At 71.6% G+C, this 26,959-nt stretch carries 23 protein-coding genes; 13 read left to right on the top strand and 10 right to left on the bottom strand.

Features of this window, described 5'->3' with window-relative positions:
- Positions 1-5: 5 nt before the first annotated feature.
- A complete protein-coding gene (locus AB0J16_RS23235) occupies positions 6-410 on the bottom strand; it encodes a hypothetical protein (RefSeq protein WP_358542804.1) in 405 nt (134 codons plus the stop codon).
- A 150-nt stretch (positions 411-560) separates the two neighbouring features.
- Here AB0J16_RS23235 and AB0J16_RS23230 point away from each other — a divergent pair, with 150 nt between their 5' ends.
- A complete protein-coding gene (locus tag AB0J16_RS23230; protein WP_358542802.1) occupies positions 561-2,561 on the top strand; it encodes a histidine kinase in 2,001 nt (666 codons plus the stop codon).
- On the opposite strand, the gene AB0J16_RS23225 is transcribed toward AB0J16_RS23230, so the two are convergent.
- Positions 2,487-3,092 (bottom strand): response regulator transcription factor, encoded by a 606-nt coding sequence (locus AB0J16_RS23225; protein ID WP_358542799.1) that lies wholly within the window; start codon positions 3,090-3,092, stop codon positions 2,487-2,489. The genes AB0J16_RS23230 and AB0J16_RS23225 overlap by 75 nt on opposite strands.
- Positions 3,089-4,510, bottom strand: a complete 1,422-nt coding sequence (locus AB0J16_RS23220; RefSeq protein ID WP_358542797.1) for a hypothetical protein — start codon at positions 4,508-4,510, stop codon at positions 3,089-3,091. The genes AB0J16_RS23225 and AB0J16_RS23220 overlap by 4 nt, the downstream gene beginning before the upstream one ends.
- Positions 4,511-4,665: 155 nt before the next feature.
- Between AB0J16_RS23220 and AB0J16_RS23215 the strand changes: the two genes are divergently transcribed.
- Both AB0J16_RS23215 and AB0J16_RS23210 read left to right on the top strand, forming a co-directional pair.
- The gene (locus AB0J16_RS23215; RefSeq protein ID WP_358542794.1) at positions 4,666-5,322 is read left to right on the top strand and encodes a response regulator transcription factor; all 657 of its coding nucleotides are present in this window, start codon (positions 4,666-4,668) and stop codon (positions 5,320-5,322) included.
- Positions 5,319-6,476, top strand: coding sequence for a HAMP domain-containing sensor histidine kinase (locus AB0J16_RS23210; protein ID WP_358542792.1), 1,158 nt, complete (start codon positions 5,319-5,321; stop codon positions 6,474-6,476). Before AB0J16_RS23215 ends, AB0J16_RS23210 begins: the two co-directional genes overlap by 4 nt.
- A 17-nt stretch (positions 6,477-6,493) precedes the next feature.
- On the opposite strand, the gene AB0J16_RS23205 is transcribed toward AB0J16_RS23210, so the two are convergent.
- The 3 genes from AB0J16_RS23205 to AB0J16_RS23195 all read right to left on the bottom strand — a co-directional run bounded on the left by AB0J16_RS23205 (position 6,494) and on the right by AB0J16_RS23195 (position 13,636).
- Complete coding sequence (locus tag AB0J16_RS23205; RefSeq protein ID WP_358542790.1) at positions 6,494-9,541, bottom strand: NACHT domain-containing protein; 3,048 nt, start codon at positions 9,539-9,541, stop codon at positions 6,494-6,496.
- Between the two features lie 106 nt (positions 9,542-9,647).
- Positions 9,648-11,504, bottom strand: coding sequence for a propionyl-CoA synthetase (locus AB0J16_RS23200; RefSeq protein ID WP_358542788.1), 1,857 nt, complete (start codon positions 11,502-11,504; stop codon positions 9,648-9,650).
- Positions 11,505-11,761: 257 nt separating this feature from the next.
- On the bottom strand, positions 11,762-13,636 hold the full coding sequence (locus AB0J16_RS23195) for an amino acid transporter (protein ID WP_358543061.1): 1,875 nt from the start codon (positions 13,634-13,636) through the stop codon (positions 11,762-11,764).
- A 320-nt stretch (positions 13,637-13,956) separates the two neighbouring features.
- Here AB0J16_RS23195 and AB0J16_RS23190 point away from each other — a divergent pair, with 320 nt between their 5' ends.
- From AB0J16_RS23190 to AB0J16_RS23180, 3 genes are read left to right on the top strand one after another with little or no spacing between them, the layout of a single operon-like run.
- Positions 13,957-16,602, top strand: coding sequence for an MXAN_6230/SCO0854 family RING domain-containing protein (locus AB0J16_RS23190; RefSeq protein ID WP_358542786.1), 2,646 nt, complete (start codon positions 13,957-13,959; stop codon positions 16,600-16,602).
- The gene (locus tag AB0J16_RS23185; RefSeq protein WP_358542784.1) at positions 16,599-17,252 is read left to right on the top strand and encodes a nucleotidyltransferase domain-containing protein; all 654 of its coding nucleotides are present in this window, start codon (positions 16,599-16,601) and stop codon (positions 17,250-17,252) included. The genes AB0J16_RS23190 and AB0J16_RS23185 overlap by 4 nt, the downstream gene beginning before the upstream one ends.
- Complete coding sequence (locus AB0J16_RS23180; protein WP_358542781.1) at positions 17,249-17,986, top strand: nucleotidyltransferase domain-containing protein; 738 nt, start codon at positions 17,249-17,251, stop codon at positions 17,984-17,986. Before AB0J16_RS23185 ends, AB0J16_RS23180 begins: the two co-directional genes overlap by 4 nt.
- Before the next feature lie 40 nt (positions 17,987-18,026).
- Here the strand turns inward: AB0J16_RS23180 and AB0J16_RS23175 are convergent, their stop codons facing one another.
- Positions 18,027-18,983, bottom strand: coding sequence for a GNAT family N-acetyltransferase (locus AB0J16_RS23175; RefSeq protein ID WP_358542779.1), 957 nt, complete (start codon positions 18,981-18,983; stop codon positions 18,027-18,029).
- Between the two features lie 142 nt (positions 18,984-19,125).
- Between AB0J16_RS23175 and AB0J16_RS23170 the strand changes: the two genes are divergently transcribed.
- Together AB0J16_RS23170 and AB0J16_RS23165 are read left to right on the top strand one after the other, a co-directional pair.
- Positions 19,126-20,100: a hypothetical protein gene (locus AB0J16_RS23170; RefSeq protein WP_358542777.1), complete on the top strand. Its 975-nt coding sequence runs from the start codon at positions 19,126-19,128 to the stop codon at positions 20,098-20,100.
- A gap of 11 nt (positions 20,101-20,111) precedes the next feature.
- The gene (locus AB0J16_RS23165) at positions 20,112-20,657 is read left to right on the top strand and encodes a hypothetical protein (RefSeq protein WP_358542774.1); all 546 of its coding nucleotides are present in this window, start codon (positions 20,112-20,114) and stop codon (positions 20,655-20,657) included.
- A gap of 175 nt (positions 20,658-20,832) precedes the next feature.
- On the opposite strand, the gene AB0J16_RS23160 is transcribed toward AB0J16_RS23165, so the two are convergent.
- On the bottom strand, positions 20,833-21,627 hold the full coding sequence (locus AB0J16_RS23160; RefSeq protein WP_358542772.1) for a methyltransferase domain-containing protein: 795 nt from the start codon (positions 21,625-21,627) through the stop codon (positions 20,833-20,835).
- A 140-nt stretch (positions 21,628-21,767) separates the two neighbouring features.
- Here AB0J16_RS23160 and def point away from each other — a divergent pair, with 140 nt between their 5' ends.
- Positions 21,768-22,307 (top strand): peptide deformylase, encoded by a 540-nt coding sequence (gene def, locus AB0J16_RS23155; protein ID WP_358182591.1) that lies wholly within the window; start codon positions 21,768-21,770, stop codon positions 22,305-22,307.
- 2 nt (positions 22,308-22,309) lie between these two features.
- Positions 22,310-22,696: an MmcQ/YjbR family DNA-binding protein gene (locus AB0J16_RS23150; RefSeq protein WP_358543058.1), complete on the top strand. Its 387-nt coding sequence runs from the start codon at positions 22,310-22,312 to the stop codon at positions 22,694-22,696.
- Here AB0J16_RS23150 and AB0J16_RS23145 read toward each other — a convergent pair.
- Positions 22,665-23,528: a hypothetical protein gene (locus AB0J16_RS23145; RefSeq protein ID WP_358542769.1), complete on the bottom strand. Its 864-nt coding sequence runs from the start codon at positions 23,526-23,528 to the stop codon at positions 22,665-22,667. The two genes, AB0J16_RS23150 and AB0J16_RS23145, sit on opposite strands and share 32 nt — an antisense overlap.
- 21 nt (positions 23,529-23,549) lie before the next feature.
- On the opposite strand from AB0J16_RS23145, the gene AB0J16_RS23140 reads away from it, so the two are divergent.
- A complete protein-coding gene (locus AB0J16_RS23140; protein ID WP_358542766.1) occupies positions 23,550-24,155 on the top strand; it encodes a class I SAM-dependent methyltransferase in 606 nt (201 codons plus the stop codon).
- 15 nt (positions 24,156-24,170) lie between these two features.
- Here the strand turns inward: AB0J16_RS23140 and AB0J16_RS23135 are convergent, their stop codons facing one another.
- The gene (locus AB0J16_RS23135) at positions 24,171-25,079 is read right to left on the bottom strand and encodes a hypothetical protein (RefSeq protein ID WP_358542764.1); all 909 of its coding nucleotides are present in this window, start codon (positions 25,077-25,079) and stop codon (positions 24,171-24,173) included.
- Positions 25,080-25,167: 88 nt separating this feature from the next.
- Between AB0J16_RS23135 and AB0J16_RS23130 the strand changes: the two genes are divergently transcribed.
- Both AB0J16_RS23130 and pfkB read left to right on the top strand, forming a co-directional pair.
- Positions 25,168-25,929, top strand: a complete 762-nt coding sequence (locus AB0J16_RS23130; protein ID WP_358439762.1) for a DeoR/GlpR family DNA-binding transcription regulator — start codon at positions 25,168-25,170, stop codon at positions 25,927-25,929.
- A 34-nt stretch (positions 25,930-25,963) separates the two neighbouring features.
- The gene (gene pfkB, locus AB0J16_RS23125; protein WP_358542762.1) at positions 25,964-26,914 is read left to right on the top strand and encodes a 1-phosphofructokinase; all 951 of its coding nucleotides are present in this window, start codon (positions 25,964-25,966) and stop codon (positions 26,912-26,914) included.
- The last annotated feature ends 45 nt before the right edge of the window (positions 26,915-26,959 follow it).

The following is a 26,959-nucleotide window of genomic DNA, read 5'->3' as shown; positions in this document are numbered from 1 at the left end:
TTGTGTTAAGCCCCACCCACGAGGCCCACGGCCAGGGCGATCAGCGCGGCGGCGAGGAGCAGTCCCCCGGCCCGGGTGACCATCGTGCCGGACGAGCGGGCACCCTGCTCGCCAACGGCCAGGTGCAGGAAGAATCCACCCGATTGCGCCAGCACCCCGGCCAGCAGGACACCGCCGGTCAGCCACTCCAGCCCGTCGGAGAAACCGGCACGGGGCAGGTAGAGCAGGTACACGAGGGAGAGCAGCAGCAACGCTCCGGCATGCGCGTGGCCGGCGCGGAAGAACCGCTCGCGGAACTCACCCAGCTTGTCGCGATCGGTGGTGATGAAGCGCAGCAGCGCGTGCCCGCCGAACTCGACCGTGACCAGCGAGGCGATCGCGATGATCGGCAAGACTTTGGTGGGCTCCATCAGGCTCCCTGCCCTTGTACGGCCATGACCCAGGTCATGGTGAGCGGATCCAGGTGATCTCCCCAAAGGGTGACAGCGACCGGGAAAGCGCCGATAGTGTCCCTGTAATCAGGCGGTCATGCATTTTGCATAGTTCATCGGGAGCTCGGGTTGGCACGGACCGCTGACGACCTCCCGCTGCGGGTCGCCCAGGGCATGCTGTGGGCCTCGTTCGGCATCCTGGTCTACATCCGCACGATCAGCGGGGTGTCGCGCGACGCCGCCCCGCTCGCGCTGCTGCTGACGATGGCGTCGTACCCGCCGCTGATCGCGCTCCTCGCGCGGCACCGGCGCCCGGCCGTCCGGTACGGGCTGCTGGCGGCAGTGGTGCTGCTCTACCTGCTGCCCTTCCTCGTGATCGGCTCGGCGTGGGACTGGATGCCGTGGACGGTAGCCGCCGGAGTGCTCTGCGTGCTCCCGGCGCGGCCGGCCTGGCCGCTGTTCGCCCTCGTCCTGGCCGCCACCGGCACGACGGCCGCGCTGCTCGGGTACGGGGTCTACGACTCGATCTGGTTCGTGATCGTCACGGCGGACGACGCCCTCATCGTGTTCAGCCTCGCCGCGCTCGTCGGGACGGCACGGCGGCTGCACGACACCCAAGGAGAGCTGGCCCGGCCGGCCCTGGTCAGGGAGCGCCTGAGACTGGACGACGAGTTGCGGAACGTCCTGGGCGGGAAACTGGGGGCCATCGCGTTCCGCATGCGGAAGGCGGCCGCGTTCCGGATAGGGGAAGCGGCCGCGTTCCCGATGGGGGAAGCGGCCACGTTCCGTGTGGGCGATGCGGCCGGGGAAGAGCCGGTGGACGCTCGGCAGGACATTCGTGAGGGCGTGGCGCTCGCCCGGCGTACCTTGGCGGAGGTGCGGGCGACGGCCGGCGCCTATCGCGCCGAGCCGATCGCCGAGCCCGCGGCGCGGATCGAGTCACCCCGGCTGGCGCGGTTCGTCCTGCTCGCGGTGCTGCTCATCCAGTGCGTGCTGGTGCTGATCAACCTCTACTACTGGGAGCACGCCGCCCCGCCGACGGTCGCCTGGGCGTTGCTCGGGCTCATCGGGATCGTGGTCCTGCAGGTGCTGCCGCAGACCCGGGTCACGTTCGTCGTGCAGGGCCTGCTGTTCCTGCTGCCCCTCGCGGTCATCCCCGGCTCCTGGGACCGCGTGCTGAGCTTCTTCACCGGCAAGGTGCTGCTCACCGTACGACCGCCTCGATCGTGGGCGATCGCCGGCGCCGTCCTGGCCGGGCATCTGGCCTGGCTCCTGTACGACAGCATCACCGCCGGCATCGGCATCCTGAACGCGCTGGCCAACTTCGGAGGTCACGTCATGCTCGCGTGGCTGGCGTACAGCCTGGGGCGCCTCACCGGGCTGATCACCGTGCTGGACCGGGCCCGGCATGAGCTCGCCGAGGCCGCGGTACGGCGGGAACGGACCCGGGTCGCGCGCGACCTGCACGACGTCCTCGGTTTCAGCCTGTCGGCGGTCGCCCTGAAGGGCGAGCTGGCCGAGCGGCTGCTGGACACGGACCCCGGACGGGCCAGGACCGAGCTCGCCTCGCTCGTGTCGCTGGTCGAACAGGCGCTGGTGGAGCTGGGGTCCATCGCCGGCGACCGGGTCGAGCTGCGGCTGGCGGCCGAGCTGGACGCGGCGCGAGAGGTGCTGACGGCCGCCGGGATCGAGGCGAGGGCACGGGTCACGACGGGCCCGCTGCCGGCCGAGGTCGACACGGCGGTGGCCACCGCGCTCCGCGAGACCGTCACCAACGTCCTGCGGCACAGCCGGGCCCGGACCTGTGAGCTGACCGTCTCCGGCGCCGACGGACTCGTACGGTTGCGTGTCGTCAACGACGGCGTCCGGCCCGTCACGCGGACCCAACCATCGACGCCGCCGGAGCCGGGGCATCACGGCTCCGGGCTCGGCAGCCTGGCGCGGCGCACCGGCGGGCGGTTGACGGCGGTGCGCCTGCCCGGCGACAGGTTCGAGGTGGTCGCCGAGTTCGACTCAGACCCAACCGGACTCAGCTCAGACCCAGCGGGAGTCGGCTCAGATCCAGCCGGACTCGGTGGCGATCCGGATGGCGTCCACCCGGTTGCGAGCACCCAGCTTGGTGACGGCTGAGGTGAGGTAGTTGCGGATCGTGCCGTAGGTCAGGAAGAGCCGCTCGGCGATCTCGGCGGGCTGGGCCCCGCTGGCCGACAGGCGCAGCACCTCCGTCTCCCGCTGGCTGAGCGGGCTCTCCGGCGCCTCCAGCGCCACCAGGGCCAGGGCCGGGTCCACCACCCGTCCCCCGGCGGCGACGGTCCTGATCGCCGCGGCCAGCTCGGCCGGACGGATGTCTTTCTGGACGAATCCGGCGACCTGCGCACCGAGCGCCCGGCGCAGGACGCCCGGCTTGGCCAGCGCGGTCAAGATCAGCACCCGGCAGCCGGGCAGCCGGCCGCGCAGTTCGGCAGCCGCCGAGATGCCGTCCAGCCCCGGCAGATCGATGTCGATCACGGCCACGTCGGGCCGGTGCTCCAGTGCGGCGGAGACGATCTCCAGGCCCGAGGCGACCCCCGCCACCACCGTGATGTCGTCCTCGAGCGACAGCAACTCGACCAGCGCCTCGCGAAGGATGTGCATGTCCTCCGCGATCAGAATCCGGATCACACCGGTACGGTAATCCGCTCACTCTCCACCGCGCGATTCCGCCGCCGCCACGGCAGCCCGTGTACGGCCAGCCCGGCGGCCACGCAGGCGATCGGAATGGCGGGCAGCACGTAGCGGTGGTCGAAGTCCAGTGCCGCCACCGGCGCGACGAGCAGGAACATCGCGAACGCCCACGGCAGCAGGGCCGGACGGCGGCGGCCGATCGCCCCGGCCGCCCCCGCCAGGAGGATCACGCCGAACAGCGTGCCGTGCAGGAACCACGGATAGGGGTAGGCGGCGAGGATGGACCCGAACGGCTCGACCGAGCTCATGCCACGGATGGCCGGGTCATACTCCTTGCGCACCTGCCCGATGAGGGCGTGCTCCTCCGGCAGCCCCCACGAGCCGTGCGGGAAGTTCGACATGGCGCCCACCCGCTTGGGATGAGCCACCGGCTCCCAGGTGAAGGCCAGCGAGGTGTCCTTGACGATCTCGCGCAGATAGTCGAGCGGCTGCGCCGCGATGGCCTTCAGGGCGAAAGACCTGGCCAGGTCGTTGTAGGCGAACCGGTCGCCGGGCAGCCGGTTGAGCGCGGCGCCGGGCGCCCAGACGTACTCGGAGGCGGCGTCGACGACGGTGCCGTTCGGGCAGAGCCTGGCCTCCGCCGCGGGCGGCTTGATGATCGAGCAGTCGGCGAACGTCATCGTGCGGGCCCAGAGGGCGACGCCGTCGGAGCCGCTCAGCGCGAACCGGCCGTGATACTGGGCGTACCAGCCCGCGTAGGCGAGCAGCGGCAGCGCCCCGGCGACCACCAGGACGACGACCTTCCGCCACGGGGTGCGGCGCAGCAGCAGGTAGAGCGCGGCCAGGGCGAGCAGCGGCACCGCGGCGGTCCGGGTCAGTCCGGCCAGCGCGAGCAGCGCCCCCGCCAGCGCGGCGGCCCGCCACGACACCTCCTGACGCCACATCAGCACCGTGAGCGCGGACATGACGAGGAAGATCACCTGCAGGTCCGAGAGCACGGCGTGCTCCAGCCGCAGGAACGCCGGGTCGAACAGCACCGGCACCGCGGCCAGCGCGGCCCCCCAGCCGGGCAGCGACCAGCGGCGCAGCAGTACGTAGATGAGCACGCCGATGCCCAGGCCCATCGCGTGCTGTACGCCGACGACCAGCTCGACACTGTGGAAGGGGCGCAGCAGCCACAGGAACCACGAGTAGCCCGCCGGATGGAAGGCGCCCTGCGGCTTCATGTGCACGGCCGTGTTCAGGTAGGTGAACGAGTCGTACCAGTAGACCTGCGCGGTGTCGTACCCGAGCATGACCAGCACGCGCAGCGCCGCGGCCAGCACCAGGACCACCCCGAACAGTCGGTGACCCGTCTTCCTCAAGACCGGATCGGCCAGGCGGGGCCGCGCGGGCGCCACAAGAGCGGCAACCATGACATCTCTCCCCCATGAGAGGCCGGGCGAGTCCCGGCCGTAGGGAGGGCAGTCCACCGAGTCGGCGCTAACCTGAGCGTCACCAAAAGTGGTTATGTCCGCGTTATGCAGGCTGGAGCAGACTGTCGGGACTTTCGATCTTCATGGGGGCGACATTGCGTGTTCTGGTCGCGGAGGACGAGCGCATGCTCGCCGATTCGATCGCCGAGGGGCTCCGGGGGGAGGCGCTGGCCGTCGATGTGGCCTACGACGGTGACGGGGCGCTGGAGCGGCTCGGCGTGCACGACTATGACGTGCTGATCCTGGACCGGGACCTGCCGCTGGTGCACGGCGACGAGGTGTGTCAGGCGGTGGTCGAGCGGGGGTGGCCGGTCAGGATCCTGATGCTGACCGCCGCCGGGGACGTACGGGCGAGGGTGGCGGGGCTGTCGCTGGGGGCCGACGACTACCTGCCCAAGCCGTTCGCGTTCGAGGAGCTGGTGGCGCGGGTGCACGCGCTCGGCCGCCGGGCCAGGCGGGCCGACCCGCCGATGCTGGCCCGCGCCGGGGTGCGGCTGGACTGGGCGCACCGGCAGGTGTTCCGCGAGGGGCGCTATGTGCCGCTGGCGCGCAAAGAGTTCGGGGTGCTGGCCGAGCTGCTGCGGGCGCAGGGCGCGGTGGTCTCGGCGGAGGAGCTGCTGGAGAAGGTGTGGGACGAGCACATCGACCCGTTCACGAACACGGTGCGGACCACGATGATGAAGTTACGCAAGAAGCTGGGCGAGCCGCAGGTCATCGAGACCGTGCCGGGATCGGGGTATCGCATTCCATGAGCGTCCGTCTGCGTTTCGCCCTGGCCTGCGCGGTGGTGTTCCTCATCGGCGGCGGCCTGCTGCTGACGGCCGTCTACTTCCTCGTACGGTCGAACCTCTCCTACCGCGCCGATCTCATCACCCCCAAGTCCATCACCCTGCCCAACGGCAGGGGCTTCTATAGATACGACGACTACTACGAGGTGGCGCGAGCCCGGACCCTCCAGGTCGTGGCGACCTACCAGCGCGACACGTTGACCAGCGTGCGCAACATCGGCGCGCTGGCGGTGCTGGCCGTCACGGGCGGCGCGTTCGGTCTGGGCTGGCGGGCGGCCGGGTGGGTGCTGCGGCCGATCACCTCGGTCACCGAGACCGCGCGCCGCGTGGCCCAGAGCCACGACCTGGCCGAGCGGATCGGGTACGACGGGCCGAACGACGAGGTGAAGGAGCTGACCGGCATCTTCGACACCATGCTCGGCCGCCTCGCCCGCTCCTTCGACGGCCAGCGGCGCTTCGTCGCCAACGCCTCCCACGAGCTGCGCACCCCGTTGACGATCAACCGGACGCTGGTCGACGTGGCGGTGCGGCGGCCCGACGCCACCGACGATGTCAAACGGCTCGGCGAGTCGCTGCTGCTGGTCAACGCCCGGCACGAGCGGCTCATCGACGGACTGCTGGCGCTGACCGAGGGCGAGCAGGCGGTGCTGGACCGGCGCCCGTTCGACCTGACGGACGTGGCCGAGCATGTGCTGGACCAGGCGGCGGAGGAGGCGGCCGAGCGGGAGGTGACGATCCACCGGCTGCTGGACGCGGCGCCGACGACCGGCGAGGCGGTGCTGGTGGAGCGGCTGGTCCAGAACCTGGTGGAGAACGCGATCCGGCACAACCAGCCCAAGGGCGAGGTGTGGGTGACGACTCGGCGGCGCGTCGAGCAGGTGGAGCTGGTCGTGGCCAACACCGGCCTGCACGTGCCGTCGTACGAGATCGAGACGATCTTCGAGCCGTTCCGGCGGCTGCACGGCGACCGGCTGCGCTCCGACCGGGGCAGCGGCCTCGGCCTGTCGATCGTGCGCGTCATCACCGAGGCCCACGGCGGCACGGTCGTCGCCCGGCCGCGCGAGGAGGGCGGCTTGACGATCACGGTCGAACTGCCCCTGGACCGATCAGCCGCCTGAGGCCGACTTAGACCGCCTTAGGGCGAGCGCACCTCGCGCATGACCGCTTCCGGGACGCCCGCCCGCAGGAGGAGCTCCCAGCTGTCGGACCGCTCGAAGAACATCGACTCCAGCAGCGGCCGCCACAGCGCCGGGTCGACGCCATCGCCGGCCAGCCCGCTGAGCAGGCCGGCCCGGTCCTGGAAGGGCATGGCCGATCCCTCCAGGGCGAGCGCCCGCAACACCAGGTCGAGCAGCCGCCGGTTCTCGAGCGTGTGGAACGCGGTGACCGCCTCGATCGCGTCGGCGTACAGCGCGACGCGGGCCTCGACGCTCGACGGCCGGTTCATCAGCACCTCCTCGACCAGGCGGGTGCAGCTCACCACCTGGCCGGACCCCCGCTGCACGACGATCAGGCTCGGGTGCGTCTCGTCGTCGGCGCGCAGCGAGTCGGTCAGCAGGTCGGCGTCGACGTTGAGCAGGTAGGGCCGTTCCAGCAGGGCGTAGGACTTGTAGCGGCCCAGCGCCCTGGTGCGCGTCGCGGGCCGCGGGCGGCCGAACCACCAGCCCGCGCCCTCGAACTCCCACGACTCGCCGCTCCCGCCGAGCCGGATGTCGCGTTTGCCGCCGTCCATGACGCGACGGGCCGGCATGGCGCCGATGAGGCCGGTCCAGCCCTCCCCGCCGAGCTGGCTCTTCCAAAGATGCGCGTACGAGCTCCACCGGGCGAAGTCCCCCGAGTCGCCGAGCAGCTCCGCGACGCTGACCGGTTTGTCCGACGCGGCCACCACCAGGAGGGTGAGGTTGGCCGAATAGGCAGCCAGGCGGCGCGGCACGGGATGGCGTACCGGGCGGAAGGCGAGGAAGGAGCGGCGCGGGCGCTCGTGCAGCGACTCACGCAGCAGCGCGCTGAGCAGCGTCACGCTTCTGGCCCGGACCTCGGCCGGCAGCGCGCCCATGAGCTCCATGGCGAAGCCGACCGTCGGCCCCCGCTCGGCCAGGCAGGAGAACGACGTGATCGCGTAGAGCAGATCGTCGTCGACCAGCTGGCCCGCCAGCTCCTCGTCGTGGCCGTGCCGCCTGATCAGGTCGCGCAGCGCGTACACGGCCAGCCAGGCCACCAGGAACTCGCCGAACGTGGCGTGCAGGAACTCATAACCCCGCGTGCCGCCTGGGTCGTTCATGTGCACGAAGAAGAACCGCTCGGTGGCTCGCCGCGCCCAGCCGCCCTCGCCGTCCCACTCCTCCCCCGGCGCCGCGCACAGGGCGGGCAGGTCCCGGTCGAGGGCGGTCTCCGAGACGACCGCCCGGCCGCGGACGAACATCGACAGCGCCACGGTCCCGAGCCGCACCAGCTCCCGGTCCACCAACCCACCATGCCGGGCGGCTGGCAGCGCCCGCACCTCGGGGTCCTTGAGGAGCTCGCGGTAGGCGAAGTCCCTGATCAGTGACTCGTAGAGGCGGCCGCGGCCGAGGACCGCCTCGTCGCGCTGCAACGCGTTCTCGGCGGCGTCGTGGATGGCCAGCAGCAGCAGGAGCAGCGGCTGCCTGGCCAGCTCGCCCTGGGCCAGCGCGACGTCGGCCGGCAGCGGCATCCTACCGCGCCTGGACAGGACCGCGCGGTTGGTCTCCGCCCAGATCTCCAGCCACTGGCGGACCTGCTCCTTCTCGAACGGCTGGAGCTCGATCGTGAGCACGCCCTCGGGGAAGCGGACCCGGTCGGCCACGACGGTCCGGCTGGTAACGATCACCGCGACGGGACAGCCGTGCCGTGACTGCTCGTCCTGGAACTCCTGGACCTGCTCCAGGTAGTCGTAGCGGTTGGTGCCGGCGGCCTGGAGCAGCTCGTCGAACCCGTCGAGCATGACGACGGGCAGCATCCCCTCCGCCGCCTCCACCAAGTGCCGATATTTCACCTTCTCGTGGAGTAAGGGGGAAACGCTCTGCTCGATCTGCGAGATCACGGACGACTCGGCGGCGACGTCGCGCAGCTCCACCTTGATCGGCAGGAACTCCGAGGCGGCCAGCCGGGCGGCCAGCACCTCGGTCAGCTTGGTCTTGCCCGACCCCGGCTCGCCCAGCACCACCAGGGGCGCCTGGGTGGCGTGCGGCGAGGTGAGGTGTCCCACCAGGAAGGCCTCCGCGTCGGGCAGCTCCAACCGGCCCTTCCACCAGCTCTTCGCCGCCGGCGCGGACTCGCGCGTCATCTCCGCGACCTTGCACCGGGGACTGATGTACCCCTCGCCGAGCAGCGGCAGCGTGACGTCGTCCGGCGCCCTGCCGACGGCCATGAGCGACTGGTCGAGCGCGGCGGCGGCCATCCTGACCAGGTGGATCATCGGCCGGTCGCCCACGCGCGGCGGCGCCAGCTCCGCCAGCAGCCGCGCCACGCGCGACAGCCCGGGGGCGAACGCCTGCGTCTCGGTGACCAGGCTCCACATCCGGAACTCGGGGCTGTCGAGCGTGAGCGAGCGGTAGTCCTCGTCATAGATCCGCAGAGCGTGCGCCGACGGTCCCTCCACGAGCGCGAGGGGGACGCGGACGCGCTCGTCGGCCGAGAGCTCGTCCCAGGCCGCCACCTCGCGCACATACCCGGCCACGGCCTCCGACATCCGCCGGTAGTGGTGTTCGACGTCCTCACGGGTCTCCGCGTAGGGGCGGTAGGGCTCCGGCATGGGCAGCGGCCGCGTGAGCAGCTTCTCCACCAGCTCGGCGAACGCCGCCGCGCGGGTGCCGCCGGCCGCGCGGTCCCGGTCGAGCCGGTCCAGCCCGAACGGCAGGCTGGCCCGGCCGAGCGCCTCGAAGTACGCCGAGACGATCACCACGGCGTGCACGGCGGCCAGCCGTTGGGTACGGGCGAACCGGCCGGCGCCGCCGCGCCACTCGGGCACCCGCCGCACCACGTCGTTGCCGTAACGGACGGCGTCCTCCTGCAGATCGCGCAGGCCCAGCGCCAGGTCGGCGCCACCGGCGAGCGCCCATCCGGTCAGTGCGGCCGTCGCGGCGAAGTCGATCACCTTGACGAGCCTGCTGTCCTTGCAGCCGAGGATCTTCAGAGCGTCGGCGTAGCTCAAGGTCTCCGTCATCACGGTCTCCGTCATCAGGTCTCTGAAGAGCAGAGGAATTCCCATGATGGCGCGTTCCATCGCCTTGAGGGAGAGTTTCGGCGGATGAGGGTTTGGCCGGATTGGGTTAGAGTGCGTCGGCGATCTCCGACAGGGCCGCCGGGTCCTCGATCGTCGAGGGGGCGCGGTAGTCACGGCCGGCCGCGATGTCGCGCATGGTGGCGCGCAGGATCTTCCCGGACCGGGTCTTGGGCAGGCGGGCCACGACGACGGCGCGGCGGAAGGCGGCGACCGGGCCGATGCGCTCGCGGACCAGGGCCACCAGCTCGCGCTCGACCTCGGCCGGGTCGCGGTCGGCGCCGGCCTTGAGCACCACGAAGCCGAGCGGGAGCTGACCCTTCAGCGCGTCGTTCACGCCGATCACCGCGCACTCGGCCACGTCGGGGTGGGCCGCGATGACCTCCTCCATCGCGCCCGTGGACAGCCGGTGGCCGGCGATGTTGATGACGTCGTCGATGCGCCCCATGACGTACAGGTAGCCGTCGTCGTCGAGGAAACCGCCGTCGCCGGTCAGGTAGTGGCCGGGGTAGCGGGACAGGTACGACTCCGCGAAGCGGGCGTCGTCGCGGTAGAGCGTCGGCAGCGCGCCGGGCGGCAGGGGCAGCCTGATCGCGACCGCGCCCTCCACTCCGGGCGGGCACTCCTTCCCCTCCGGGTCCAGGACGCGTACGTCCCAGCCCGGCACGGCCTTGGTCGGCGAGCCCGGCTTGATCGGCAGCGGTTCGAGGCCGACGCAGTTGGCCGCGATCGGCCAGCCGGTCTCGGTCTGCCACCAGTGGTCGATGACCGGGATCCCGAGGAGGTCGGACGCCCAGTGGTAGGTGTCGGGGTCGAGCCGCTCCCCGGCCATGAACAGATACCGCAGACCCGACAAATCCCACTTTTGCGCGAAATTTCCGGATGGGTCGTCTTTTTTGATGGCGCGGAGCGCGGTCGGCGCGGTGAACAGCGTCCGTACCCCGTGCGTGGCCACGACCCGCCAGAACGCGCCCGGATCAGGCGTCCCGACCGGCTTGCCCTCGTACAGCACGGTCGTGCACCCGGCCAGCAGCGGCGCGTAGACGATGTAGGAATGGCCGACGACCCACCCCACGTCGGAGGCCGCCCAGTAGACCTCGCCCGGCGCGGCGCCATAGACGTTGGACATGCTCCAGCGCAGCGCCACGGCGTGCCCGCCGTTGTCGCGGACCACGCCCTTGGGCACGCCGGTGGTGCCGGAGGTGTAGAGGATGTAGAGCGGATCGGTGGCCGCCACGCTCACGCATCCGGCAGGCGCCGCGTCGCGTACGGTCTCCGCCCAGTCCAGATCCCGCCCTTCGGCGAGGTCGGCGGGCGACTCGGGCCGCTGGAGGATCACGCAGCGCGCCGGCCGGTGCTCGGCCTGCTCAAGGGCGGTGTCGAGCAGCGGCTTGTACGGCACGATCCGGGCCGGCTCGATCCCGCAGGAAGCGGAGAGCACGACCTTGGGCTTGGCGTGGTCGATGCGCACGGCCAGCTCATTGGCGGCGAAGCCGCCGAACACCACCGAGTGCACAGCGCCGAGCCGGGCGCAGGCCAGCATCCCGATCACCGCCTCGGGCACCATCGGCATGTAGATCACCACGGTGTCCCCGGCGACCACGCCGAGATCACGCAGCATCCCGGCGGTCCGGGACACCGCGTCGAGCAACTCGGCGTAGCTGAAGCTCCGCACGACCCCGGTCACGGGGCTGTCGTAGATCAACGCGGCCTGCTCGCCCCGTCCGCCGGCCACATGCCGGTCGACGGCGTTGTGGCAGGTGTTCAGGCGCCCGTCGACGAACCAGCGCCCCTTGTCGAACACGATCGTGGGAGCCACATCCCACTCGATGTCCCGGGCGGCCTCTCCCCAGAACGCCTCTGGCTCCACGATGCTCCGCTGGTAGACCGCATCATAAGCACTCATAATCCGATCAGATCAGCGCCTCCCCCCGATGGCAAGCGCAAACGGAAGCCATGGCCAACAAGACGCGCGTAACGGCGCCCGGCCCCGTGCGGGTTCAGCGGCCGTCTTCCTGGAGGCCACCCGCCCCGTGCGGCGGGTGGCGGTGGGTGCGGCTGTGCCGTAACAGATCGTCCGTATTCCCGGAGGCCAACCACTCCGTGCGGCGAGTGGCGATCGGAGCGGCCGTTCCGTAACAGATCGTCTGGTTGGTAAAAGGATCAGCCGACGTGCACCTGAGGGCGGCGGCCGGGCTCCTCCTCGGCCTGGCGCAGGACCTCACGCGTGAGCGGCGGCACGTCACCCCCGCCGAACAGCAGATATCTCACCAGCGCCAGCACCGGATTGCCCTCCGCCCAGTGGAAGTACACGTGGGGACGGCGGCTGGAGGAGTCGCGCAGGTGCAGCAGGATCGCGGCGATCGTGTTGGGCACCGCCGCGCTCGTCGCGGTCAGCACCCCGTAGCCGTGCCGCACCTCGCCGCGCACGAGCACCTCGGACTCGAACTCCGACGTGTCGCCGAGCGTGACCTCCAGGAACAGCATCGGCTCGTCGTCGGGCAGGTGATGGTACTGGCGCGTCTCGGTGTCCTTCTCGGCGTATTCGGCCTCGTCGCGGGCGTCGGGTTCGTTGGCGATGATGCGCAGCTCGCCCGGCGGCAGCTCGTCGATGAGCCGCTTGGCCTCCTTGTCGAGCGCCACCCCCGTCACCCGCAGCTCGGTGGAGCGCGTGGCGCGGGAGATGATCGAGGTGACGATGATCGCCACGACGAAGAACACCGCGATCGACAGGCCGTCGGGGCGTTCGATCACGTTGGCGGCGAAGGTGTAGGTGAGGATCAGCGAGATGAGGCCGAACGCCGCCGCCGCGCCCCGCCGCCCGGCGCGCGCGACCGAGATGGTGACGGCGACCGCGGCCGACAGGATCAGCGCGAGCACGCCGGTGGCGTAAGCGCCGCCCTGCGACTCGACGTTCGCGCCGAACAGGATCGTGATGACGAACGAGATCGCGGTGAACACCAGCACCAGCGGGCGTACGGCCCGCGCCCAGTCGGGCGCCATGCCGTAGCGGGGCAGGTAGCGCGGCACGATGTTGAGCAGGCCCGTCAGCGCCGAGGCGCCCGCGAACCACAGGATGGCGATGGTGCTGATGTCGTAGAGGGTGCCGAACCAGTCGCCCAGGTATTCGTGCGCCAGGTACGCCAGGGCGCGCCCGGCCGCGTGGCCGCCCTCCTCGAACTCCTTGTGCGGGATGAGCACGGCCGTGGCGAACCCGCTGAACACCAGGAACACGCTCATGATCAACGCCGCCGTGGTGAGCAGCCGCTTGGCGCCCTTGACGCGCTGCTCCAGGTCGCCCTCGATCTGCGGCATCACGGCGACGCCCGTCTCGAACCCGGACAGGCCGAGCGCCAGCTTGGGCAGCGCGAAGGCGGACAGCGCGATCATCGCGAGCGGGCTGGAGTGCCCCGCGGTGAGCGCGTCCTGCCAGTCGCCCACCAGCTCCGGGCGGGACAGCACCTGGGCGACGGCGGTGCCGACGACGACCAGGTTCAGGGCCAGATAGACGGCCACGAGCGCGATGGCCAGCCCGATGGCCTCGCTGAACCCGCGCAGGAAGATCGCGCCGAGCGCGGCGATGAGCAGCAGCGTGATGGGCACCTGCTGACCGGCGAGCGCGTCGGGGAAGAACGGGTTCTGCAGGATGTGGGCGGTCGCGTCGGAGGCCGACAGTGTGATCGTGAAGATGAAGGCCGTCGCCACGAACCCGAGCAGCACCAGCACCAGCAGCTTGCCCCACCAGCTCGGCAGCAGGCGTTCGAGCATGGCGATGGAGCCCATGCCGTTGGGGCTCTCGGCCGCCACCACGCGGTAGGTCGGCAGCGCGCCGAACAGCGTCAGCGCCACCAGCATCAGCGTGGCGATCGGCGACAGCGCGCCCGCGGCCAGCGCGGCGATGCCCGGCTGGTAGCCGAGGGTGGAGAAGTAGTCGACACCTGTGAGGCACATGACCTGCCACCAGGAGTGACGCTTGCCGGGATGTTCGTCGTGCATCCCGGACGTCGGCTGCAGCCCGTGTAGCAGCCAGCTCCGCATGGTCACCGGTCGGCCCCTTCTATCTGTCCTGGGTCTCTGTCCTGGACGTCTCTGTCCTGGTCGAATTCGGAGACCCTATCCATCGGAGCGGCTCTCGCGCATGCCGGGCCTTGCCGGACTGGAAATTCGGCGGACATTTGGCGATTTGTGCCGGTACCGTGGATCACCGGGGTGGCTCTTTGGGTGTGCTTCCTTCTTCATCTTTCAAATGAGTCCAGCGCGCCCGCTCTCCACCTCTCCAGAGGTCGCGCGGGGCTCCCACGCGACCTCTCTCAATGCGAAGGTCGCTCCGCGGTCTCTAGGGCATCGGAGGTGTCTCCATGAACGGTCCCGCCGAGATCCTGCTGCGCCGTACGCGGGTGGTCGCGCCCGCGCTGCTGGCCGCCGATCCGCGCATGCCCGAGGCCGTCGGCAAGCTGCCCAAGTCCCTGAACATGACGCGGGCCGAGGTGCGGTCCGGGGTGGCTGCGCTGGAGTTCGAGCTGCTGCAGCTCGGCTTCCTGGTGTCGGCGGAGCTGTATCGGGCGCTGGTGGCACTGTCGTCGAAGGAGCTGACGCGCGTCGGGCGGCGGCTGCTGCACGGGCTGCGGGGTGAGCTGGGCGCGGCGGTCTCGCACGTACCCCTTTTCCGGAAATTTCCGGACAGCGTGCCCCGGGACACCGGCGACTTCTACGTGCGGCGGGTGTTCTCGCTGCTGCTGCAGCAGCCGGAGCGGCCGTGCGTCCTGTGCGGGAACGTCGGCACCGTCCACGCCGTGTCGCCCTGCGCGCACCTGGTGTGCCGTACGTGCTGGGACGGGGCCGACTTCAGCGCCTGCCCCATCTGCCACCGGCGCGTCGACCCGGACGATCCGTTCCTGCTCCCGTCGGAGGAGCGCACGAGCGTCGACCGCGCCGCCGTCACCGCCACCGGCCTGCTGCGTCTCGCGGGCGACCCCACGGCGGCCTGCCGCGAGGTGGCCGTGGACCTGATGACCCGCCGCACCCCCATGCCGCCGCACGACCGGGCCGACCTGGAGGCGCTGCTGGAGGCGTTCTGGCCCGAGTCGGGCGACTGGCTGCCGGAGAGCGTCCCGGTCAAGGAGACGCGCGCCGTCGTGCTCGCCGTCGCCCTGCGCCGGGGCGCCCCCGAGCTGCTGCGCAACCATCTGGAGACGGCCACGGACGTGCTGCGCCTGCTGTACGTGCTGATGGACGCCGACCCAGGGCTGCGGATCCGCCCGGGGCGCCGCGTGTCGCTGCCGCGCGCCGTCCGCCGGACCCTGCTGTCGTGCCTGGACGCCATGCCGTACGCGATCGAGGACCTGTTCCGGTACGGCGGGCAGTGGAAGCGCATGGCCGAGGTGCTGCACCCCCACGAGCACCACGCCCGCTACCCGAACGCCGCGCTGGCCTTCGCCGCCGTGCGCGGCACCCGCCTCGATCCGGAGACGGCGTTCGGGCGGACCCTGCTGGAGCTGGCCGCGCGGCGGCCGGAGGTGCTGCGGGTGCGCGACGGGCGGCTGGTGGCCACGTCGTTCGCGAGTCGTGTGGAGACGGCCCTGGCCGACGGCCGCCACTCCGACGCGGCCGACCTGCTGGTCCACCGGCCCGGCGAGCTGATGCGGCGGCTGTCGCAGCTGCTCCGCCTCTCCCCCGGCCTGCTGGAGACCATCGGCCGGGCAGAGGCGGACACACCCGCGTCCGGACCGGCGTCTGCCGGACTGGCGGGCGTGGCGACGTCTACCGGGCTGTCGCGCGTGGCGACGTCTGCCGGGCTGGCGGGTGTGGCGGCGCGGGTCGCGCCCGGCGTGCTCCTCGCCGCCCTGGGGCAGCTGAGGACGCCGCCCGGCGGGCTGCGGCTGTTCCTGCCGCGCGGCGGCACCGCGCGCTTCCACACCCGGCGCGACGACCGGCCGCCGCTGCCGGACGAGGTCGTGCTGGAGGCCGAGCGGACGCTGGCCGCCGAGCTGCTGCGCCGCGCCGCCGCGCTCCCCCCGCTGCGGCGGGTGCTGCTGGACGAGGGCCTGGCCGACCTGATCGCGCCCACGTCCGAGCGGACGGCGGTCAAGACGCTGGTACAGCTGCCGCGCGGCAGCGTCCAGCCCATCCCCGGCGGCGAGCGGCTCCGGTTCTTCCTCCATTGGGCCGAGCCGAAGGACACCCGGGTGGACCTCGACCTGTCCGTGGCCGTCTTCGACGAGCGCTGGGCCTTCGTCGGGCTGTGCGACTACACGAACCTGCGGCTGGGCAAGGCCGTCACCCACTCGGGCGACCTGACGTCGGCGCCCGAGCCGCTGGGCGCGTCGGAGTTCATCGACGTGAACGTGCGGGCCCTGCGCGGCCGCTACCTCGTGCCGGTCGTCTTCAGCTACAACGACGTGCCGTTCGAGGAGCTGGTACGCGGGTTCGCCGGGTTCATGGAGCAGCCGGAGGGACTGTTCGACCCGCTGGCGGTCCGGCAGCGCTTCGATCTGACGGGGCAGGCCAAGATCCTGGTTCCGCTGGTGGCCGACCTGTGGACGCGGACGATGCGGTGGGCGGACTTCAACCTGGGCGCCGCCGGTTACGGGCACAGCGTGGACGGGAGTGCTGACGAGCTGAGCCTGCTGGGCGCGGCGCTGGAGCAGGCGTTCACGCACCGGGTGACGCTGTGGGAGGTGGGCTGCTGGCACGCCGCCGCGCGCGCCGCCGAGGTCCTGGTACGAAAGCGCCAGGGCGAGGTGGTCCGCTACGAGCGGCGGCCGGGCGAGGACGTGGCCGCGTTCGCCGACCGGCTGATGGCCCGCGCCGACGCCCCGGCCGTCGGACAGCCCGTGTCGTTCGACGGGGTCGAGCTCGCCGTGCTCGTCCAGGGCGACCTGCCCCTTCCCAGCGGCTGCGCGGCGTACGCGCTGCACCCGGACGGCCTCGGCGAGGTACACCAGCTTGGAGCAGCCGACATGCTGAGCGGTCTGTCCCCCGACCCCGTGAAAGTGGCCACGTGAGCGAAGACCTGATTCTCTCGGTCGTGGTGGGGTCGCGGGCCTACGGTCTGGACACCGCCGAGTCCGACACCGACCGGCGCGGTGTGTTCGTGGTGCCGACGGAGGCGTTCTGGCGGCTGGACAAGCCGGTGACGCACCGCGACGGGCCGCTGCCCGAGCAGTTCTCGTGGGAGGTCGAGCGCTTCTGCGGGCTCGCCCTCGACGCGAACCCCACGGTCCTGGAGTGCCTGTGGTCTCCCCTCACGGAGGTGCTCACGCCGGAGGGCGGGCGGCTGCGCGACCTGCGCGGGGCGTTCCTGTCGCGGCGGGCGCACGAGTCGTTCACCCGGTACGCCGACGCCCAGTTCCGCCGCCTCGACCCGGCCGCGCCGAAGTGGAAGCAGGCGATGCACCTGATCAGGCTGCTGCTGAGCGGCCGCCACCTGGTACGCCACGGCGAGCCCCTGATCCAGGTCGGCGACCACCGCGACCGGCTGCTGGCGATCAAGCGGGGCGAGGTGGCGTGGGCGGAGATCGCCGCCTGGCGGGCCGAGCTGACCGGCGACCTGGCCGACGCGGCCGGCGTCCTGCCGGCGGCGCCGGACCGGGCGTCCGTCGAGACGTACCTCGTGGCCGTGCGGAGGGCCCACCTGTCCCGGGAGCGCGTGTGAACCTGCCTGCCTGGCTGCCGGAGATCCCCGAAGAGCAGCCGTACCCGCTGGTGTTCGCCACGATAAGCGGCGCGCACCTCTACGGCTTCCCCTCGGCCGACTCGGACGTGGACCTGCGGGGCGTACACCTGCTGCCGCTGCGGGAGGTCGTCGGCCTGCGTACCGGACCGGCGACCCTCGACCGGACCTGGACGCGCGACGGCGTCGAGGTGGACCTGGTCACGCACGAGCTGGCCAAGTTCTGCGGGCTGCTGCTGAACCGCAACGGCTACGTCCTGGAACAGCTCCTCTCCCCCTTGGTCGTGTCCTCCTCGCCACTGCATGAGGAGCTGAAGGACCTGGCGCCCGGCTGCCTGACGCGGCACCACGCCCACCACTATCTGGGGTTCGCGCGTACGCAGTGGCGGCTGTTCGAGAAGAACGGGGAGCTCAAGCCGCTGCTCTACACCTTCCGCGTGCTGGCCACCGGCATCCACCTGATGCGCACCGGTGAGCTGGACGCCGACCTGACCCACCTGTTCGCGTACGTACCGGCGTACCTGCCCGACCTGGTGGCCGCCAAGCGGGAGGCCGAGCACGGCCGTGCGCCGGGGGTGGGCACGGCGGGGGACGACGTGGCGCGCCTGACCGCCGGGTTGGAGGCGGCCAGGGACTCCTCACCGCTGCCGGAGGCCGCCACGGTCCGGGAGGCCATGCACGACCTCGTGGTCCGGGCGCGCCTCGCCACCGCGTGAGTTCGACGCCCTGTTCACCGGACCGGGCGGTGCCGCCGGATCACGCGCTCAGAGGGTCAGACGGCGCCGACAGGACGAGTCTGACGGCGAAGTTGTGGTAGCCGGACCGCTCGAAGGCCCTGGCCATCGGGACGTTCACGGCGTCGGTGTCGGCGACGATCCGCTCGGCGCCCCGCTCGGCGTGCAGCCGGGTGATCTCGCCGAGCAGGTCGTCGGCGTAGCCGTGGCCGCGGTGCTCGGGCACCACGCCGAGGTAGCCGACCACGGGCCCGCCCGCGTTGGCCGACGGCAGCGCCACACCGGCGAGGTCGCCGTCCGGCGTGTACGCCAGGCGCCACCAGCCCCTGTCGCCCGGCATGCTCCGGTAGCCCTCGACATCCTCGCGGGCCTGCGCCTCGGGGGCGGTCGCGGCCAGGGCCTGCCGGGTGTGGTGGTCGAGCGTGCCGACGGCCACGCGGCTGAACGCCTCGACGAACGCCTCGTCGTCGGCCTCCGCCCGGAACACCAGCCGCTCCGACGCCTCCGGCACCGGCGTGCCGCGCGTCCACTCATACCTGAGCCGTTCGAGCTCGTCGGTCAGCCCGGCCAGCGCCCCGGCCCGCCACCGCCAGTCGATGGCGGCCGTGACCTCCGGGTCGTCCCGCCAGCCGTTCGTGACGAACACGTGGTAGGCGGGCGCGTCGCCGTACCCCTTATGGGCGTGTCGCAGCAGCTCGGCGGCCAGTTCCACGCGGTCGGGCACCGACGGGTGGACCCAGAGGCAGTCGAGCGCGAGCGGGCGGTCGCCGTCGGGCAAGCCCCACCAGACGGCGCGGGCGAGGATGCGGCCGTCCTGTTCCGCGACCCACATGCGGTCGTGGCGGTAGTGGCCGGTTTCGAGGAAGGAGAGCAGCCGGTCAGAGTCGGCCCAGCTGATGGGCTCGTCGACGACGCAGTCAAGCAGTCGGTCGAGGTCAGCCTCGACCGTGGAGCGGAAAAGCGTTGTGGCAGAAAGCACGATTCCTCCGGAAAGTTACACCAGCGGACGCGGAGAGCGTCCGGATACCACGGACCATCTCGACGCCTCCCTTCTTCCGGACTTTTCGCGGTCAGCGGGGACTTTATCGCAAATGTAAGGCGAGTTCCGACAGGATAAGGACGTGGGCTCCTACGACGACGACACGCTTCCGCTCCAGCCTCCCGTCCGGCTGCCGGCCGACGACGAGCTGGTGGCGGCCGTACGCGAGACTCCTCTGGCGACCGGCGACGCCGACGCTTCCGCTCATCCGGCGTTCGCGCCGGACGCGGCGGAGGCGCTGCGTGACGGCTCCGACGACAAGGTGCTCCAGGTGTGGGCGGACGTCTGCCGCCGCACGCTGAGCACCGACGAGACGCTGTTCATGGAGGTGGTACGCCTCTATCTGGGCCGCGGCCCGCTGAGCGACGAGGTGCCCGCCGTCCTGACGGACCTGGGCCTGGTACGCCAGGCGCCGCCGCGCACCCTGACCCCGCTCGGCATCTGGGCGGCCGGGCTGGTGATCGGCGAGGCGACCGGGCAGGAGATCCCGGTCATGGGCTCGCTGGCCGGGCGGGACGCCGGCGCGCTGCTGTACGGCCTGCGCTCCTACCCGGAGCCGGAGCGCGACGAGGAGCTCGCCGGCTGGCTGGCCGACCGGGATCAGGGCGAGGCGGCGGCCGAGATCGCGGCCGCGCTCAGCGAGGTCAGCCCGCTGAGCCGGGCCGTCGGCGTGGAACTGCTCGCCACAGGGCTGGGCGAGGCGGGCACGGAGGCGCTCGACGGGCTGCTCGGCGCGCCGAGGCTGGGCGCCGTCGTGGCCGCCCGGCTGGGCCGCGAGGAACGGCCGCCGACGCCCGAGGAGATCGCGTGGGCGTTCGTGGACATGGCGGCGGCGCTGCTGGAGTTCGGCGGGGAGGCGGCCGAGGTCATCAAGTCGGTCTCCCAGGGCATGGAGAAGGACGAGCAGGCGGGCACGATCGCCCTCCTGGCCCTCGGCGACCATCCCTGGACCGAACGGGTGCTACAGGTGTTTATCGACCACCATCCGGACGAGCGGGTGGTGGCGGCGGCCCGCAAGGCGCTGCGCCGGCACGGCCTGATGGACGCCCGCGGGTAGAGTCTCCCGAGATGATGAACCACACGATCAGCCCGCGGACCGGCGTTCTCGGCGCGTACTCCTGCGATTGCGAGGCGGACCTGCCCGACCTCATGTCCGCCGAGCTGCACGCCTCCGAGACCAACCAGTGCACCGTCTGCCTCGGCTCAGCGGAGCAGCCGGTGCTGCCCGGCCTGGCGCCCGGCATCCTGCCCGGCCTCTCGCGTGGCCTGATGCGCCCCTGCACGGCCTGCGCGGCCACGGGCCGCCGCAGGGAGCAGATCGTCTGGGAACTGGCCCACGCCGAGGCCGAACAGGTGATCACCATGAGCCTGGTGCGGGGTGTGGTGGCGGAGTTCGGCGGGCCGTTCCACCTGTCGGAGGTCGCGGACGCGGTCCGATCGGGCCTCGGACTCCCGCCCGGCCGCCTGCCGGTGGGGCCACGCGTCCGCGACCTGCTGCTGCGGCTGCAGGCGGCGGGCGAGATCACCATGCTGTCGGCTCCTGACGAGCTGCTGGACGGCGCCGACGTGGTCCTCTACCGCGACCCGCAGTGGGCCCGCACCTCTGTCCTTTAGCAACGGCCCCCGGGTTTGGTCCGCTCCCTGTGACGGTCCGTTGTGGCTGGTGTCCCTTGGAAGGGATACCCCCTTCGGGGGAGAAGAAGCGAGCGGTCCGTCGTGGCACAGGTCCCAAAGGACGGACACCCCCTCGGAGGAGAAGAGGCAGGCGGTCCGTCGTGCGGCGAACGGGCTAGCGGGCGATGCGGCAGAGGATTTCGCCGTGGGTGATCGAGAGCCAGCCGTCGTCGGCCGCGGCCCACTTCAGCCAGCCCTCGGAGATGCGCCGTAGGTCCTCCTTCGTGGCGGCGCCCGAGGCGAGTGCCTGCTCGGCCATGGCGGACTGCTTGATCCGGTCGGCCCACATCCCGCCCCACCAGGCCCGGTCCTCCGGTGTGGCGAAGCACCAGGTGGACGAGGTGGCGGTGACGTCGTCGAAGCCCGCGGCCCTGGCCCACGACAGCAGGCGCCGCCCGGCGTCCGGCTCGCCGCCGTTGCTCCGCGCCAGCCGCTGATAGAGCGCCAGCCACTCGTCGAGCTCCGGCAGCAGCGGGTACCAGGCGAACGCGGCGTAGTCACTGTCACGCGCCGCCACCAGACCGCCCGGCTTCGTCACGCGCCGCATCTCCCGCAGCGCCCGTACGGGATCGCCGACGTGCTGCAGCACCTGGTGGGCGTGGACGACGCAGAACGTGGCGTCGGGATAGTCGAGCGCGTGCACGTCGGCGACGGCGAACTCGACGTTGCCTACAGCTCCCACTCCGGCCCTGGTCAGCTCCAGCGTCTCCGCGCTCACCTCGGACGCCGTCACGTGCGCCACCCGGCCGGCCAGGTCGGCCGTGATGGTGCCGGGCCCGGCACCCACGTCCAGCAGCTTCATCTGGGGCTTGAGATGGGGCAACAGGTACGCGGCCGAGTTCTCGGCGGTGCGCCAGCGGTGGGAGCGCAGCACGGACTCGTGGTGGCCATGGGTGTAGACGGCGTCCATCGAAACTCCTTCGTCTCGCCTCGGTAGGACGACCATAGCCCCTATCTCACAATTCAAGAATATATGTCTCATTATTTGAGCACTGTCGAGTGCTGATCATCTCCTGGTCGCTCGTAGACTTTGTGGCGACACATCCGCATGTGGAAAGGGCACTGGTCGTGGGAGAGGTCCGGCCGATCGTTCAGGTGGGAGACCCGGTGCTGCATACGCCCTGCGAACCGGTCACCCGGTTCGACGGAGCGCTGGCGGCGCTGGTGGAGGACATGTTCGCGAGCATGTACGCGGCGGAGGGCGTGGGCCTGGCCGCCAACCAGATCGGCGTGGCGTTGCGGGTGTTCGTCTACGACTGCCCCGACGAGAACGGCGACCGGCACAAGGGCGTCGTGGTCAACCCGTCGCTTGAACTGCCCGGACTCGGCGAGCGGCACCTCGACGCGGGCGAGGAGGGCTGCCTGTCGGTCCTGGGCCAGTACGCCCCGCTCCCCCGCCCCGACCACGCCACCGTGCACGGCTTCGACGCCGAGGGCGCGCCGGTCACCGTCGAGGGCACCGGCATGCTCTCGCGCTGCCTGCAGCACGAGACGGACCACCTCGACGGCTACCTCTACATCGACCGCCTCCCGGCCAAGCGCCGCAAGCAGGTGCTGGCGGCGTACGAGGAGTCCCGCGCCGTGAGGTGACCATGGAATTGGGCTACGGTGGCGATGTGATCACAGTGGAGGACGTGCGGCGGCTGGCGATCACGCTCCCGCGCTCGTCGGAGCATCTCATCAGAGATCGGATCAAGTTCCGCGTCGGCTCGATCGTCTACGTCGCCTTCTCCCGCGACGAGACCCTCATGGGCTTCGGCTTCCCCAAGGAGGAGCGCGCCGCCCTGGTGGCGGCCGAGCCGGACAAGTTCCTGCTGCCCGGCGAGTCCGACATGCGGTTCAACTGGGTCGTCGCGCGCATGGCCGCCATCGACGCCGACGAGATGCGGGAGCTGGTCGTCGAGGCGTGGCGGCTGACGGTCCCGAAGAAGGTCTACGCCGCCTACATCAGCTCAGCCGGTCAACACCCAACGCGCTGATCAGCAGGCGTTCCTTGCGGTTGCCGAGCAGGCGGGCCGTCCAGTCGACGAAACCCCCGTCGCCCAGCTCCACACCGTCCGCGTAGATCTTGAAGCACAGTCCCGTGTAGTAGCCCCGGCCGGAGTGGCGGTCCGGGTCGTCCGTCGCGCCGATTCCGTCCGCCACCCGTTCGAAGCGAGGGTCGAGGACGGTGACGCGAACCTCCGGCTCGGGGACGCCGCACGCCCGGACGGCGTCCGTCAGCACGTCCAGGTGCTCGGCCAAATGATGGCGTTCGAACGCCAGGTTCCCCGTGTCCCGGTCGCCCGACACCAGCGCGAACAGGCCGAAGTGCGCGCACATCCCCGCGCCCGCGAAGTGCTGCGCCCGCACCACGCGCTGGAACGCGGCCAGCCGCACCGGACCGGTGGAGCGGCGCCGCCGGACGGCCGCCTCCAGCGCCAGGGCGTTCGTCGGGTCGGCCGCGACCTCGGTGTTCCTGATCGTGGTGATGACCTTGTTCTGGTCCACGGTGGCCGGCGCCGAGTGCGCCCCGAGTGGCGCGACCGGCGCCAGAGTGAGCAGCTCGAAAGCGTCCGGTACGACCGACAGCACCGCGTCCTCGGCCCGGCGGACGCGCTCGAACGGCACCGTGGCCGGCCCCACGAACCGGTCGGTCGTGTAGCGGCGGAGCACATCGGCCGGGGTCAGGCCTTGCGCCCGCACCCGCATGACTTCGAGCAGCAGCGTGGTGAGGTCGGCGCCGGACAGCCGCTCGGCCAGCACGTCGAGGATCTCGGGACCGCCCGCTTTCCTGAGCACCCGCCGCAAAGCCGTTGATTCATCACCCATCACCCAAGCATGATCGTGATCATGAGTGAGCGCGACTGGATTTCCTGGCACGACCACTACGACACGCCCGGCTCCTCCCTGAGCCGGCGGCTGGCCGTGGTACGCGAACACGTCCGGCTCGCCCTTGACGCCGGCGCCGAACGGGTGGTGAGCCTGTGCGCCGGACAGGGCCGCGACCTGCTGCCCGTGCTCGCCGCCCACCCCCGCAGGGACCGCGTACGCGCCAGGCTGGTGGAGCTCGACGAGCACAACGCCCGGATCGCCGAGCGTGACGCGCCCGACGGCGTCGAGGTGGTGTGCGGCGACGCCGCGCTGACCGACGCCTACGCGGGGGCCGTGCCCGCCGACCTGGTCCTCGCCTGCGGGATCTTCGGCAACATCAGTGACGCCGACATCCGGCGTACGGTCGCCACACTCCCCCGCCTCTGCGCGCCCGGCGCGACCGTGATCTGGACCAGGGGCCGCCACGAACCCGACCTGCTGGCGACCATCTGCGACTGGTTCGAGCAGGACGAGTTCGAGCGCATCCACCTGGACAGCGACGGCCACTACGGCGTCGGCGTGCACCGCTACACCGGCCCGCCCAGGCCGCTGGAGCCGGGCGTCCGGATGTTCACCTTTCTTTAGGACACGCTCCGGTCTTTAGGACACGCTCCGGTAGAGACCCTGGGTCAGCCCGGTGATCCGCTTGACCGAGGAGCTCCAGGTGCCGCCCACGGGGTGGGCCGTGAGCAGCGCCATGATGAACCGGTCGTCCTTGCCCAGCAGGCCGGTGGTGTGCAGCACCGGACGGCCGTAGTCGGGCACGCCGGACCCGGTGGCCCGTGACGCTACCCCGCTGATCGACAGGTCGGCCCCCGGCGCCCGCAGCGGGACCGGGTTCATCGAGGCGCCGGTGCCGCACTTGGTGGGCGCGACGTCGCCGAACCCCGACCAGCCCTGCTTGACCGCCCACGGTTTGGGCACCGCGCGCGGGATGCCGAAGTACTGGTCGAAGCCGTCGGTGCCGCACGGCGTGGAGTTGCGCAGGTGCCCCAGGATCGTCTCCCGCACCCCGGGCGCCGCCGTGTCGAGCAGGTAGCGGTAGGTCCGCACGATGTCGTACGCGCTCAACGACGTGTAACCCCAGAACCCGGGCTTGGACGCGGGCGGCGGCGTGGTGTCGGACAGCCCGAGCTCGCGCGCCATCCGCTGGACGATCGCGCCCTTGCCGCCGCGGTTCCAGAACGTGGTGGCCGCGCCGTCGTCGCTGGAGCGCAGCATGACCTTGAGCAGCCGGGCGTCGGCGGCGGGGACGGTCTTGCGCTTGTCCAGGTAGTCGATCGCGATCAGGATCTTGACGACCGAGGCCGAGCGGAACTTGCGGTGCGCGTTGCGGGTGGCGACGAACTTGCCCGCCTTCCTGTCGAACGCCAGCCACGACGCCGTCGTACCAGCCGGCACCGTCGGAGGCTTGACGCCATCGGTGGACGCGGCCGCCGGCGGCCCGGCGACGCATGCCACGGCGAGAGGTAAGGCTGCCGCGACGGCGGCCCAGGGCTTGGTTCGCATCCGACATACCTACCAGAGTCTTGACCAACCAACAGACTCGGGTATAAACACAGATGAAACCACACTGAAACGGCGGTGAATCAACATCATGTACGCCGAGGAGCGGCAGCAGGAGATCCTTCGCAGGGCCCGCGCCGCGGGCCGTGTCGACGTGGTGTCGCTGGCCGGCGAGCTCGACGTGACCACCGAGACGATCCGCCGCGACCTGACCGCGCTGGAGCGGGCGGGCGTGCTGCGCAGGGTGCACGGCGGCGCGATTCCCGTGGAGCGGATGGGGTTCGAGCCCGCGCTCGCCACCCGCGACGAGGTGATGACCGCGGAGAAGGAGCGCATCGCCAAGGCCGCCCTGGCCGAGCTGCCGGAGGACGGCTCGGTCATCATCGACGCCGGCAGCACCACCGGCCGCCTGGTGCAGATCCTGCCCGCCGACCGGGAGCTCACGGTCGTGGTCAACTCACCGCCGCTGGCCACCGCGCTGGCCGCCCGCGCCAACATCAGCGTCATCGTGCTCGGCGGCCGGCTGCGCGGCCGGACGCTGGCCACGGTGGATGACTGGGCGCTGCGGCCGCTGTCCCAGTTGCACGTGGACGTGGCGTTCATGGCGACGAACGGCTGCTCGGTCGCCAAGGGCCTGACCACGCCGGATCCGGCGGAGGCGGCGATCAAACGGGCGATGGTGTCGGCCGCGGAGCGCAGTGTGCTGCTGGCCGATCACACCAAGTTCACCAACACCTACCTCGCGAGCTTCGCCGAGCTGAGCGAGATCGACGTGGTGATCACCGACGCGGGTCTCGACCTGGCGCTGGCCGCCGACCTGTCCGCCGCGGGCCCGGAGGTGGTCCGCGCATGAACCCTTACAGAGACCTCGGCGGAGGGTGGCGGCCATGATCCTCACGCTGACGCTCAACCCCAGCCTGGACCGCACGATCGAGATCGGCTCGCTCGACCGGGGCGCCGTCATCCGGGCCGCCGCCGCCCGCCTGGACCCCGGCGGCAAGGGCGTGAACGTCTCGCGCGCGCTGCTCGCCAACGCGGTCGCCTCGCGCGCGGTGGTCCCGTTCGGCGGCGACGAGGGCAGGCAGCTCGTCCGCCTGCTCACCCTCGAAGGGCTCGACATGGTGACGGTCCCGGTGACCGGCACGACCCGGTCGAACGTCACCCTGGCCGAGCCCGACGGCACCGTCACCAAGATCAACGAGCCCGGCACCGCCCTGTCCCCCGGCGAGCTGGACACGATCGCCGACACCGTACTGGCCGCCGCGCACGAGGCCGACTGGGTGGTGGCCTCGGGCAGCCTGCCGCCGGAAGTGCCCGCCGACGTCTACACCAGGCTCTGCCGCCGCTTCGCCGGCGCGGGCATCCACGTCGCCGTCGACACCAGCGGCCCGGCGCTGTCCAACGCGCTGGCCGCCGGCCCCGCCCTGGTCAAGCCGAACCTGGAGGAGCTCGCCGCCGCCACCGGCATGCCGATCCGCTGTCTCGGCGACGTGGTGGAGGCCGCGGGCAAGCTGCGGGCGGCGGGCGCGCGTACCGTCCTGGCCAGCCTCGGCGCCGACGGCGCGGTTCTCGTCCAGGACAGCGGCATCTGGTACGGCCACGCCACGGTGACCGAGCCGCGCAGCTCGGTCGGGGCCGGGGACGCCATGCTGGCGGGCTTCCTGGCCGGCGGCGGGCACGGCGAGCGGGCGCTGGTCGAGGCGCTGGCCTGGGGCGCGGCGGCGGTGTGCCTGCCGGGCAGCCGGATGCCCGCACCGGCCGACATCCGCCGCGACGGCGTCCGCACCGGCCCGCCCCTCCTGACCCGCCCGCTGGAATCCCCCGCCGACCCCACCTGACCCACCTCCTGGAAGCCCTCACCGACCCGACTTCGACATACCAGG

The sequence above is a fragment of the Nonomuraea sp. NPDC049750 genome (genome assembly GCF_040659625.1).
In the GTDB taxonomy this organism is placed as follows: domain Bacteria; phylum Actinomycetota; class Actinomycetes; order Streptosporangiales; family Streptosporangiaceae; genus Nonomuraea.
The sequence above is the reverse complement of the archived record's forward strand: the minus strand, read 5'-3'. Positions and strand labels throughout refer to the sequence as shown.